The sequence below is a fragment of the Flavobacterium davisii genome (assembly GCF_042182265.1).
Lineage (GTDB): Bacteria > Bacteroidota > Bacteroidia > Flavobacteriales > Flavobacteriaceae > Flavobacterium > Flavobacterium davisii.
Map to the genome: position 1 here is coordinate 92813 of NZ_CP097869.1, position 12929 is coordinate 105741.

13 protein-coding genes are annotated in these 12929 nt (G+C 30.1%); all 13 read right to left on the reverse strand.

Features of this window, described 5'->3' with window-relative positions; all coding sequences use genetic code 11:
* Nucleotides 1–17 precede the first annotated feature (17 nt).
* Nucleotides 18–2006: a TonB-dependent siderophore receptor gene (locus NAB20_RS00340; RefSeq protein ID WP_105196133.1), complete on the reverse strand. Its 1989-nt coding sequence runs from the start codon at nt 2004–2006 to the stop codon at nt 18–20.
* A 6-nt stretch (nt 2007–2012) separates the two neighbouring features.
* The gene (locus tag NAB20_RS00345) at nt 2013–2918 is read right to left on the reverse strand and encodes a hypothetical protein (RefSeq protein WP_375605316.1); all 906 of its coding nucleotides are present in this window, start codon (nt 2916–2918) and stop codon (nt 2013–2015) included.
* 95 nt (nt 2919–3013) lie between these two features.
* Nucleotides 3014–3379, reverse strand: a complete 366-nt coding sequence (locus NAB20_RS00350) for a hypothetical protein (protein ID WP_375605317.1) — start codon at nt 3377–3379, stop codon at nt 3014–3016.
* Between the two features lie 209 nt (nt 3380–3588).
* A complete protein-coding gene (locus tag NAB20_RS00355) occupies nt 3589–4035 on the reverse strand; it encodes a CopD family protein (RefSeq protein ID WP_105196131.1) in 447 nt (148 codons plus the stop codon).
* 26 nt (nt 4036–4061) lie between these two features.
* Nucleotides 4062–4829 (reverse strand): ABC transporter permease subunit, encoded by a 768-nt coding sequence (locus NAB20_RS00360; protein ID WP_105196130.1) that lies wholly within the window; start codon nt 4827–4829, stop codon nt 4062–4064.
* 4 nt (nt 4830–4833) lie between these two features.
* Nucleotides 4834–5565, reverse strand: a complete 732-nt coding sequence (locus NAB20_RS00365) for an ABC transporter ATP-binding protein (RefSeq protein WP_105196129.1) — start codon at nt 5563–5565, stop codon at nt 4834–4836.
* Complete coding sequence (locus NAB20_RS00370) at nt 5562–6824, reverse strand: nitrous oxide reductase family maturation protein NosD (RefSeq protein ID WP_375605318.1); 1263 nt, start codon at nt 6822–6824, stop codon at nt 5562–5564. Before NAB20_RS00370 ends, NAB20_RS00365 begins: the two co-directional genes overlap by 4 nt.
* Nucleotides 6773–7201 (reverse strand): nitrous oxide reductase accessory protein NosL, encoded by a 429-nt coding sequence (locus NAB20_RS00375; RefSeq protein ID WP_164849157.1) that lies wholly within the window; start codon nt 7199–7201, stop codon nt 6773–6775. The genes NAB20_RS00370 and NAB20_RS00375 overlap by 52 nt, the downstream gene beginning before the upstream one ends.
* A complete protein-coding gene (locus tag NAB20_RS00380; RefSeq protein WP_105196127.1) occupies nt 7188–7772 on the reverse strand; it encodes a hypothetical protein in 585 nt (194 codons plus the stop codon). The genes NAB20_RS00375 and NAB20_RS00380 overlap by 14 nt, the downstream gene beginning before the upstream one ends.
* Nucleotides 7773–7864: 92 nt before the next feature.
* Entirely contained in the window at nt 7865–9838 is a 1974-nt protein-coding gene (gene nosZ / locus NAB20_RS00385) for a Sec-dependent nitrous-oxide reductase (RefSeq protein ID WP_127823772.1), read from the reverse strand.
* Between the two features lie 8 nt (nt 9839–9846).
* Nucleotides 9847–10329 (reverse strand): cytochrome c family protein, encoded by a 483-nt coding sequence (locus tag NAB20_RS00390; RefSeq protein ID WP_105196125.1) that lies wholly within the window; start codon nt 10327–10329, stop codon nt 9847–9849.
* Between the two features lie 149 nt (nt 10330–10478).
* The gene (gene hemL / locus NAB20_RS00395) at nt 10479–11765 is read right to left on the reverse strand and encodes a glutamate-1-semialdehyde 2,1-aminomutase (RefSeq protein WP_375605319.1); all 1287 of its coding nucleotides are present in this window, start codon (nt 11763–11765) and stop codon (nt 10479–10481) included.
* 152 nt (nt 11766–11917) lie between these two features.
* Complete coding sequence (locus NAB20_RS00400) at nt 11918–12859, reverse strand: glucosaminidase domain-containing protein (protein WP_105196123.1); 942 nt, start codon at nt 12857–12859, stop codon at nt 11918–11920.
* Between the last annotated feature and the right edge of the window lie 70 nt (nt 12860–12929).

The following is a 12929-nucleotide window of genomic DNA, read 5'->3' on the forward strand; positions in this document are numbered from 1 at the left end:
AATAATTAAAATGTTTGTTAAAAATTGATTTTTAATGAGATAAAAATATTTCGTCCCATTCTATTAATATTTCCCCAATCAGCATACGTACTATAATTTTCATTAAGTATGTTTTCTGCTCCTGTTTGTAATGTTATTTTGTATTTATCAAAAGGTATTGTATAATCTACAGAACTATTCCACAATAAGTATCTAGGTGTCCTATCTTCTCCATATAACGAACTGTAATGCACTTGATCAAGATCGCCGTTTATAGAGGTTCTTATTCCAAAATTACAGTGTTTATATTGTATAGAGCTTAAATAAGTTAAGGGTCTAATAAATGGGAGATTAATTCCATTCTTGTCGATTCCTCTTGCGTAAGCTAATACTACTTCCCATCGGATATGTTCGTCTATATTATAAAAGGTATTAATAGCTATGTTATAAAGTTTTGCATAATCTAAGGAGGTATACCCTTTAACTCCTATAGATTGATAATTCATAGGACTTCCTATATTGAGGATTTCGCCAACAATATAGTTTTTAATATAAAAATAATTAATCTTGGCTTCTAGTCCTATCGTATTATTTTTATACCCTGAAGTTGCATTTACTTCATAGGAAATTTCATTTTTCAAGTCAGGATTTCCTATATAATCGTATCGATCAAAACTATTATAAATATAGTAGCCATATCCTTCTGAAATAGAAGGGGCTCTATGACCATATCCTGTTCCTACAGAGAAATGATATGCTTTTTTCTTGTATTGATAGTTTACATTAATACTAGGCAAAATTCTGCTTTTTTGTTGGGAACTATTTGGATAAAAAATTCGATTGAATTCTACATATTTAGAAAAATTATGATTAATACCTAAAGAAGCGCCAAAAGAAATTTGATGTTGTTCTAAAAAATCCCAAGAATTTTGCATAGCTAAACTTGCAAATTTTGTGGTTACCCAAGGCCAAGTATAAGCAAACATGGTTCTTTTACTTCGATCTTGAGGGTACATTCTCATTTCTGCAATGGATAAATTATTATACGCATTGAATTGTACTTCTGAAGAAAATTGATTTTTTTTCAAATTGATTTTAGAAATCAAACCATAGGTTGTACTCCATCCAGGCATATCCATGTGAACTAAATTTTCAGGTCGAGTCGTATCATCCATATAATGTTCAATCGCATTAAAGTATACTTTAGTATCCCATACTTTAATTAATTTTTCATCAAAAAGTTGTTTATAAGCAGCGGATGTTATAAGGGTTCTTGAAAGAGATAAATCCATAGGTAAAGCGGGAAATCCTACATTTTTTGCTATATCAAAAACGGCATCTACTTTTAAAGATGAAAGGAGTCCTGTTTTATAAGCCATACCTAATGAGGAATTAAATTTGGTATATTGGGAGTGTTTTACTTCTCTATTGTTACCATCAAAATAATTCCCTGCTTCTCTATACGCCATACTTCCATCCAAAACAAATTTATTATTGGTAAAAGCTATATTACCTAGGTTAAAAGACTGACGATTATTGGATTCAAATCCTCCTTGATAACTCCCTATTATTTTTGTTTTTTCAGTAAAAGAGCTACTTTTTCTAATTAAATTGATATTTCCCGCAATAGTAGATCCATGCAGTCCTCCTTGCTGTCCTGATTTTATATCAATCGTAGCTAAATTATTTATTTCTAAATAGGATGTAACGGGATCCATCTTATCTGTACAAGCTCCAAAAATGTGCATCCCATCAATCGTAATTGTGGAACGCTCACTACTCATATTATTTAATAATGGTTCCCAAGCATACGCCCCTCTCTTGATAAAAGAAATAGTATGAGAAGATGCTAAAAATTCATCTATTGAAACGGCTAATTTTAGGTCTGTTTCAATTTTCTTTTTTTTCTGAATTTTCTTCAAATAAATTTCTTTCATCCTTTTTACAGAATCCTTACTGACTTCTATACTTTGTGCATTTGCAAAAGAACAAAGGGTAACAATTATTGGAAATACTATTTTTTTCATAAGATATTAGAATAGAATATCCATAAAAAGATCACTCTTGAATCCTTGAACTCCAGGCGTAAAGTCTTTCGGAACATTTGATCCTTTTATCAACTTTCCTTTGGTATCTAATAAGATCAAATTAAGCGTCCAATTGCCTGTCATTGTATAATTTACAACACCATGATAAAAACCATCTTGTTCTTGTGTTAAATCTTTATTATTAGGTGAAGAATGATTTCCCATAGAGGGTTCTGGCATCCTTGGATCTAATTTTAAAGTATAATCTTTAACTTCAGTAAAAGAGTATTGATTTGGGTTTAACATTGTTGGTTGATTATATCTATAAATCCCCGCAATCAGCTCATTTTCTGATACTTTAGGTTTTTTAGGACCTATTAAAGCTATATAATATTTTTCTCCATCATTCCCTATAAAAGTGGTCATATTCAGGTTTTTATTGTCTTGAGAAAAAACCGATATAGTTTGGGTACCACTTATCAATTGGTTATTAATTGTGATCTTAATATTTATTTGCCAAGCTCCTTTATCATTTTCATCTGTAAAAACAGAATATCCTGCAAAATATCCTTCTGCTGATTTATATTCCATATTAGATTGATGAGGACAAGATGATTTTGTATCATTTGTCGACATCATAATTGGTAAAAAAGATACTGAAGTAGGAACAACTGCTTTATTTGTTTTTGAATCAATAACTTTTACACGAATCTCATTATATCCTTTATAAAAAGTTCCGTTTAATGATTCAATACAAATATTATAGTGCTCTACTTTTAAAGAAGTTACTTCTCTAAAGGCGGAATATTCAGTTACAACTGTTGCTATTTCTGCTTCATAATCTGTTTTTTCCAATGTACAAGAAGTGATTGTATATACCAATACAACACTCCAATACTTCAGAAATTTCATAGTTTTTAGATAATTAATTTAAACAAAGTACGACAAGTCAATACTAATTGTATAGCTTGTTGTTATTAATGTAAATCAACACATTTAAAAATTACCTAAAAGATGGGAGGTTTAAGGATAAAGTGTTTGGTCAGAAGTTTATATAAATTTATATAACTATTGAATTGATGGATTAGTATATAAGTAGGTTTTATAAACTCAAACTGGAAAATGGTTTGACAAAATAAAAGTTCATATTGTTCTGAAAGAACATTTTTTTTGTCAGGTGTTGGTTTTTCACTTTCAGAGGCTTTTGCTAACTCTTTCATTAAGTGACATTTTCCATTACATTTTAATACGGGTTTATCTTTATTTACACATAACACTTTAACTATGTAATCGTAATTTACGACATAGTCAATAACTGGCATTATAGGACGCAACAGTATCGAAAAAGCTAATATGATATATAATCCTTTCATTATTAAAGTACAAATGTATACAATTTACACGGGCATTACTAAATTTTTGCTTTTTACTTATATAAAGATTTTAATTTAAAAAAATTATTTAGAAAGGGAACACAACAAATGTCGTTTAATCTTCATTAAATTCTTATGATATTTATCATTTTACGAATATTCTTTTTAGATTGTAAACTTTAAGAAATTGGCTACAGAAAAAATTACAATTAAAAACCGCCCCATCTTATAAAACTTCCTAAAATTAGCATGGCAATGCCTATTAGTGTTACTAATATGATATGAACTGCCATTAAAATAATTTTTTCAGGAACTAACTTCGGAATAATAAATAATCGTGCATGAATAGCTAGAATTAGAGTTAATACGAGTAATAATAATTTCATTGATACTACTTTTTCGATATTAGATTCAAAAGAAAACCAACTAGTAAAATTCACATTATATTGATAAGCCATTAAAACTCCTGTTCCTACTAGAATTAATAAAGCGGGAAGCCCTATGGGTTCATACTGTTTTTCAAAATTTTTAATAATTTCAATATTTCTATTTTTTAATGCTTTTGGTAAATATCTAATAGATAAGATTAAATGCCCTCCTACCCAAATACTAGCAGCTAACAAATGAATTATTAGTAAAAAATGATGTATCATAATTATTTAATTTAAAATTAGAGAGATTATTATAAGTCTTTGCTTTTAAATTTTTTTAATGAAATAACAAAAGGGATCAAAGCCCAAAAACTAAGGAGTAAAAATGAAATTATTAGCCCCCATGTCGTTCCAAAAAAATCTTTAAAAATAGCTCCTGTATAGCCCATCATGGCGGAAACATCTAAATGCAATAAAATTTGAATTCGAGCTAAATCTATTGGGCTAAATGCTGTAATTCCAACCATAGCATTTTCTATTGGATATTCTGAAAATTGGAATAATAAAAAAAGAACCAATCCGTCAAATAGAACTGAAAAATATAACCATATCATGATTGCTAGTCCTATCCCTTTTGTTTTATCTCGAGTAAGGATTGTACTTAAAAAAGCGAGGGAAACAAAAATTATGGTTAGTAAGGTTCCTACAACTAACATCATCATTCCTACCCTATCAAATGAATTTATTAACAAAGGGATTCCTGCTCCTATAAAAAAGGCGATGACTAATGAAAATGATATTCCTAAGTATAGATGATACCAAATTTTTTCTCGTTTAATGGGTTGACTTAATAATAGTTCTATAAATTCTGTACTATTGTATAAATATATCGTTGCAAACAAAATGGATACAAGAGGAACTGTAAATAAAATGACATTTAAAATAGTTAAAATCCCTTTTGATGAATTATCTTCTAAGAAAAAGGAACTCCAACTTAAAATAGATAGGATAAGGGTATAAATTAAGACAATTTTATTCTTGTAAATATCTTTTATGATGATTTTTAGTAGTGAATTCATCTTTCTAATGTATAACGAACTTTTTGTTGTCTTGATTTTGTTTTAGAATTTTTGCAATAGCTTTGCTCATTTTTTCTTCCTTTGTCTGATTTTTTAATTCATTCATGCTATTATGAAATTGTATTTTTCCTTCTTGCATAAAAATGATGTGTGTAATTAAATCATCTAACTCGCTTAATATATGGGAAGTTATGATAATCAATTTTCCCTTTTCTTTTTCTTTCATGATTTTTTCTTTTAGTATTTCAGATGCTAAAGGATCTAAACCTGCTGTTGGTTCGTCTAAAATTAGAATATCAGGATTAAATAAAAAGGCTAAAACAGCACTTACTTTTTGTGTAGTTCCGCCTGACAATGTGTTCATTGGTTTATCAAATATTGTTTGAAGTTTAAAAGAATGAAGTAATTCTTCATCTAATTTTTCTTTTGAATTTCTTAGTTGTTTTATCATTTTTATAACTTCGGATATGGTTAATCCTTCTGGATATTTCCCTATTTGTGGCATATAACCTATCTTATTTCGATATAAAAAATCTTTTTGTATGGATTTATTATTTACAAGAATAGTTCCTGAATCAGGTATAACCATTCCTAATATTGATTTAATTAAAGTTGTTTTTCCACAACCATTAGGTCCTATGAGTGCTACACAATTTCTTCTTTCTAATGTTACAGATATGTCTTTTAATACTTCTAATTTTCCAAATTTTTTATTACAATTACGAATTACAATCATAAGGGCAAAGATTTTATTAAAGGTTTTTTATCAACGAAATTATCAGGTGTAATAGTTGGTATAACTTTTTCTGACTTATCTAAAAGAGTAATCATAAAACTTCTATACAAGAGCATTACTGATGGTGTATTTTCTGTTAAAACAGCAAATAAGCTTAATGGATGATAGGGTATGTCTCCTAAACCATCTTTATTAATATCATATCCTTCATATTGATCCCAATAATTTTTATCGAACGTGTTTAGTATTAAACTTCCATTGGTACTGACATCGAAGGTGTTTTTAATAAAATTATTATTGGTTATCATATTATCCATACAACTGGCTTGAATTTTCATTCCCCAGCCATTATCTCTAAATTGATTTTTTTCTACTAGAATTCGAGAAGTTCCTTCCATATAAATACCAGAAGTATTACTAACAAACTTATTATTATATATATAACTATCTGATATTTCTTTTAACAATAATCCGTAAGCGGAATCACCCCAATTTTCTTCAAAATAATTATTAATCATTTTGACGTTTTTAGTAAACATTACGGCTACTCCTGCTCCATTATTTTTAAAAATATTTGTTATATAAGCATCATCATTAGAAAACATAAAGTGCAATCCATAACGAATGTTGTTGTTTGAAATATTCCTCCAAATAACAGAATTTGTTACAAATTCAAAATAGATACCATCTCTATGACCTTGTATTGTATTACCTATAATTCTTAAATTTTCACTTTTCCAACAATGAATACCATTTCCTATAAGTTGTTCTTCTTTTCCGTAAGCTTTTATTTTATTATTTTTAATTTGGCAATTTTTTCCATTTTGAATATAAATACCAAAAAAATTATTATCTAAAATGTTATTTTCTATTGTAACATTTTCTTGATCATATACTCTGATTCCGCAAGGATCTTTGAGTGCTGCAAAGCCAGAATTAATGATCTTAAATCCTTTTATAACTACATTATTAGCATTAATTGAAAATATTTCAAATTTATTTTCTCCGTCAATTACAGGGAAGTCTTTCCCTATCAAAACAATTCTTTTTGTGATAAGGATATTTCCTTCTCGATATAGTTTTTTAGGAACTATAATGGTATCATTATCAATACTTTTTTCTATCGCTTTTTTAATGGAATGATTGACTATAATTGTTTTTGCTAAAGAATTTTGCAAACAAATCAGAGCTAAAACCACACATATTTTCATCTGTATAGTTGAGCTAATTCGTTCCAATTTAATATAACTGTATGGCATTTTTCTTGATATTTTTTGCTTTTCTTTAAATTTGAGAAACAGGCTATATTACCATTCATAGGGCTTTTAAAATCTTCATGTTTTATAAAAAAGGCAGTCTCGGCAGATATCATATTATTATTTGAATAATCTGACACATAGATTTTTTTTATTTTTATATCTGTTTCATTTAAATATTGAAACAAGCAAGATAGATCATCAAATTTATAGCATCTTCCTTTATTTGTAATTATTTCATTGGAAAACTGAGGACTTGAAATAATCATTTTACAAAATTCGCATGAATCTACATTTAACTTTATGGGTTTTGGTTTATCAGAACCACATGAAAGAAAGAAAACAAAATTCAAACATAATAAAATCTTATATCTTAACATGGGCATATTTTTCTTTAATAATAATCAATAACAGTAAAAATCCAATCGTTATTAACATCCAGCCTCCTGCATCTGGAATAGAATAGGCTCCAAAATTTAACAGTTGTTTATATCCTATCAATGGTGGTTGATAAACCATTCCAGGTACTTTTATTGCTGCATTAGGATCTAAATTATGCCCATATTCATAATTCCAACGATAAAAATCTATTGCTGATACAATAACGAATAAAAAATAAAGGGCTAAAAAGGATTGTACGTATTTTATTTTATTTAAAAATGGTAATAGCAATGTAAAAAGTCCAAAACCTAGCATAATATAAGTAAGGATAGAAAATTCAAAAAAGTTTTCTGTATGAAGGGTTGCCATTCCTATATAGTGATTTAAACCGTTTATTATATCTACATCTCCCCCTATTTTATGAGTATATAATCTTAATACTAATCCTTCTGGATATTGAGGTGCATCCAATTGTATTTGCCATAATGGAAAGAAAACGGATAAGATAAAGAGTCCTGATACCGTTATTAGGAGTACTTTTGATACGAATGATAATTTTTGATTTTTCATTCTAAAAAATATTAAGGTAATAATACAAACTGTCTAAAGGAATAGACTTTAATTGTTAAATACTATAAACTTAGACAGTCTTGTATGTTTTATTATTTTGTATTAGGTAAATTGGTTCCTAAACTATAAGTTACAGGTACTTTACTATTTGCAGGAGATACTCTAACATAACCTTGCATTTCTTGATGTAAAGCACTACAAAAATCAGTACAATACATTGGGTAAATTCCTACTTTTTTAGGAATCCACTTTAAAGTAGTCGTTTCACCAGGCATAATAAGTAATTCTCCATTATCAACTCCTTTTATTGCAAAACCATGTGGGACATCCCAATCTTGTTCTAAGTTTGTAACATGAAAATAAACCTCATCTCCTAGTTTTATTCCTTCAATATTATCGGGAGCAAAATGCGATCTGATAGAAGTCATATACACATGAACGACATTTCCTTTTTTTACAACTTTAGCTTCTTTTTCTCCTTTTGTAACAAAAGGATGATTATTATCTGCCATTTTATAGAACTTCAATTGTCCATTATTCCTAATTAAATCTGCTGGTGCTGCTTGGGCATAATGCGGTTCTCCTATTGTAGGAAAATCTAGAATCATTTGCATTTTATCTCCACTAATATCAAAAATTTGAGCAGATTGAGCTAATTCAGGACCTGTTGGGAGGTATCTATCTTTTGTAATTTTATTATAGGCTATTAAATATTTACCAAACGGTTTTTTACTATCTCCTCCAGGAATACACAAATGACCGACAGAGTAATAGGTAGGCACTCTATCTAATATTTTTAATGTTTTCAAGTCCCATTTTACTACTTCTGATGATACGAAAAATGTGGTATAAGCATTTTCTCTACCATCAAACTCTGTATGCAAAGGACCTAATCCTGGTTTTTGTACTTCTCCGTGTAGAGCGGCTTGGTACTTCAGTACATTTATTCCTTCAAAATTTCCTTCAAAATTTTTATTATTGATAGCATTTATTATTTTATCAAAACTAAATACAGGTACTAATGCAGCTAATTTTCCTGAACCGACAATATACTCTCCAGAAGGATCAACATCACAACCATGAGGCGATTTAGGACAAGGAATCATGTAACAAATATCTTTTAGTTCTGTTGCATCTAAAACCATAACTTCATTTTTAATCACTGAAGTAGCTGAATGTGTCTTTTCATGCCATTTATTATGAGCATATTTTACACTTTGTTTCTTGGCTTTTCCTGCCTTTAGATATTCTTCTGCTTTTTTCCAATTTACTGCCATTATGAAGTCTTTATCTTTTTGCGAAGCATTAACTTCTAATAGTGTATTAGCTTGTTCTGTATTGTAACAAGAAAAGAAAAACCAACCATGAGATTTACCTTTACCAGCATGAGATAGGTCAAAATTTACACCTGGTGTTACAATTTGAAAAGCCAGATCCATTTCGCCTTCCTTACCTACTTTGACAAAACTTATATGTCCTTTAAAATTTTTCTTAAAAGTATTAATCTCAACATCACCATTTGCATAATCTGCTGGCACACTAAATCGTGTTCCTGCTACTACATATTCTGTGTTTTCGGTAATAAAGGGAGACGAGTGATTTCCTCCTGAATTTGGTAATTCAATTATTTCTGTTGTTTTAAAGGTTTTTAAATCAATACGGGCAATACGGGGTGTATTATTAGCGTTACCAAAAACCCAACGTCCATCAACTTCACCGTTTGTTTGTGATAATTCGGTATGATGCAAATCGTCCCAAGGAACGAATCCATTAGAAGTGTTTAACATCGGTTTGGTTTCTTCACTATATCCCCATCCTTTTTCAGGATCTACTGAAAATACGGGGATGACTCTAAACAATCGTCCACTTGGTAATCCATAAACGCTTAACTGTCCACTAAATCCTCCTGAAACAAAGTTGTAAAATTCATCGTATTTACCAGGTGCCACATAGGATTTTTGAGCAGCATCGCCACTTACAGCGTCAACTGAACTTTTAGGTTTACAAGAAAAAATGCTTCCTGCTACTAAAATGAATAATCCTAGTTTTGAAATATTCGCATCCATAATTCGCTTTATTTAACGCCATCATTTTTACGCATATATTCTAAAATATTTCTAGCGTCATCATCTGTCAGCCCTTGATTAGGCATTCTTACTAAACAAATTTCTAACTGTGCCTGAAGTTCAGGATCTTTATCAATCATCGGATCTGGATTGGTTATAAAATTCATGATCCATTCTGGTTTTCTCCTTTCTGTTACGCCTTTCCAACCAGGTCCTACTAATTTTTCATCTGTAATTTTATGACAAGAAATACATTTAACCGCAGAAACTTTTTCTCCTTCGGTTGCTTTTTTAAGATCTAATGCCCCTAATTCAATCTTATCAAATTTTCCTTCTCCTCTATTAGGATCGTATGATGAGGCATCTGAATCGGATCCTTCTTTAACTACTTGTTTTTCTGTTGGTTTTGAAAAATCGTCTACTTTCCCTTCTTTCTTACCACACGAAAATAGTATTGTTAAACCTAACATGATTAATGAAATTCGTTTCATAATTTTTCATTATTTATAATTATTATACAAATTTCTTACGAAGATATCTTATCTCTTATGACTCTGATCATAAAAAAGATAATTGAATCTTTGTATACTAAAAAAGCGCGATGATATCACCGCGCTTTTTTAGTATATAAAACTATTTTTTATAATTTTTTTGAAACTTTATCAATGGCTTGAATTGTAAAATCTAAATCTTGATATGTTAAAGCATCTGTTATAAACCATGTTTCATAGGCTGATGGGGCAATGTAAATGCCTTCTTGTACTAATCCATGAAAGAAATCTTTAAAATACTGATTATCTCCCTTTTTAGAGGTTTCAAAATCAACTACCTCAGCCTCATCAAAATGAACTGAAATCATAGATCCTACACGGTTAATTGTATAAGGGATATTATTTTTAGTTAACACCTCTCGAATTCCTTTTTCTAAATAAGCTGTTTTTTGATCTAAACGATTAAATATTTCAGGATCTTCATTTAATGCTTCTAACATAGCTAATCCAGCTGCCATAGCTAAAGGGTTTCCGGATAGCGTACCTGCTTGATAAACAGGTCCTAGCGGTGCTAAATAATTCATAATCTCGTTTCTTGCTGCAAAAGCACCTACTGGTAGTCCACCGCCTATTACTTTACCAAAACAAACAATATCAGCTTTGATATTAAATAATTCTTGTGCTCCCCCTTTTGCTAAACGAAATCCTGTCATTACTTCATCAAAAATTAATAAAGTACCATGAAGGTCACAAGCTTCTCTTAATGCTTGTAAAAAACCTTCTTTAGGAGGAACACATCCCATATTTCCTGCAACTGGTTCTATAATAATAGCAGCTACTTGATCCTTATTGGCTTCTAATAAAGTTTTTACATTATCAATATCATTATAATTTGCTAATAAAGTATCTTTGGCTGTTCCTTGCGTTACTCCTGGGCTATTAGGTGAACCAAAAGTAATAGCTCCACTGCCTGCCTGAATTAAAAACGAATCGGAATGCCCATGATAACAACCCGCAAATTTAATTATTTTGTCACGATTTGTAAAACCTCTTACTAAACGAATGGCACTCATACAAGCCTCTGTTCCAGAATTAACAAATCGAATTTTATCAATATTAGGTACCATAGAAACGGCTCGTTTTGCTATTTGCGTTTCTAATTCGGTAGGCATTCCAAAAGAAGTACCTTTTTGGGCTTTTTCTATTACGGCTTTTACTACGGGTTCATAAGCATGTCCCAAAATCATAGGCCCCCAAGAGTTGATATAATCGATTAAACGATTACCATCTTCGTCATATAAATAAGCCCCTTTGGCCTCTTTTACAAAAATAGGGGTTCCCCCTACATACTTAAAAGCGCGTACAGGTGAATTAACTCCTCCTGGAATAACCTCTGCCGCTTCCTGAAATAACTGACTGCTTCTTTGATAAATCATTTTGTTCCTAATGTTTATATCTAGCCCCGACGAAAAGGACGTTCTGTAATTATGTAATGATTAGATCAAGTTTAAATTAATTAATACTCATAATGTCATACACGTCATACAACGGGAAACTACGTTTAAAAAATAGTCCTAAAAAAGGACTCTTAAAAGATTATTAATGTTTGTCCAACAGCAATTGCATTATCTATTAGATTGTTTTTTTGCCGAATTTGTTCTACTGTTGTACTGTATTTTCTAGAAATAGCATATAAGGTTTCTCCTTGCATTACGGTATGCGTAGTTCCTTTAATAGGCATTTCTATTATTGGATCGGATTTTGTTAAAACTTTTACTGTATCCTTTACTTCAGATATTAATTCTTTTGATGTAGGTGCTTTAACTACTGTTTTTGTTTCTTTTTCTATAATGTCTGTTTTAGGTGAAGGAATAAAAACAAAACCTAACACCTTAGAATCATATTCATGAAGTTTATAACGTTCTATAATAGATATGAGTTTTTCTGGATATTTAGGATCAGTTGCATATCCTGATTTTTTTAATCCATACGCCCATCCTTTATAATCATAGGGATCCAGCTTAAATAAAGGGGCATACCAAGAACGAGAAGTTAAGAATAATGAATGGTCACGATAGGAATGAGTTGGATCATCATATTTCCTAAAACATTCCTGCTCAGCATCATCATCATAACGTACATATTCGCCTGCCCATTCCTTATGACATTTAATTCCAAAATGATTATTAGCGGTACGACAAAGAGTACCTGTTCCTGCACCTGACTCTAAGATACCTTGTGCTAAGGTAATACTGGCTGGCACTTTATGTTGTTTCATATTATTCATAGCTACATCTTTAAATTGCATAACATAACTATTGACGATCTCAGGGGTAACTTTCACTTTTGATGTTGCTACCAATTCCTCAGATTTAGCAGAATTTTGATCTTTTACTATTTCTTTTCCTAACTGATTACCTTTATTTTGTGGAGAAGTATGTACTACTTTTTTAGTAGTTTGAATCTTCGGTTTAGAAGTTCCACAACTAACTAAAAAGACCATTAAAAGGGGATATAATATTTTTTTCATGAAGCAACTTTATTTAATACTTTTAGCTATATAATTCAAACGAACTCTTTTAAAATTTATTTTTCTTTAA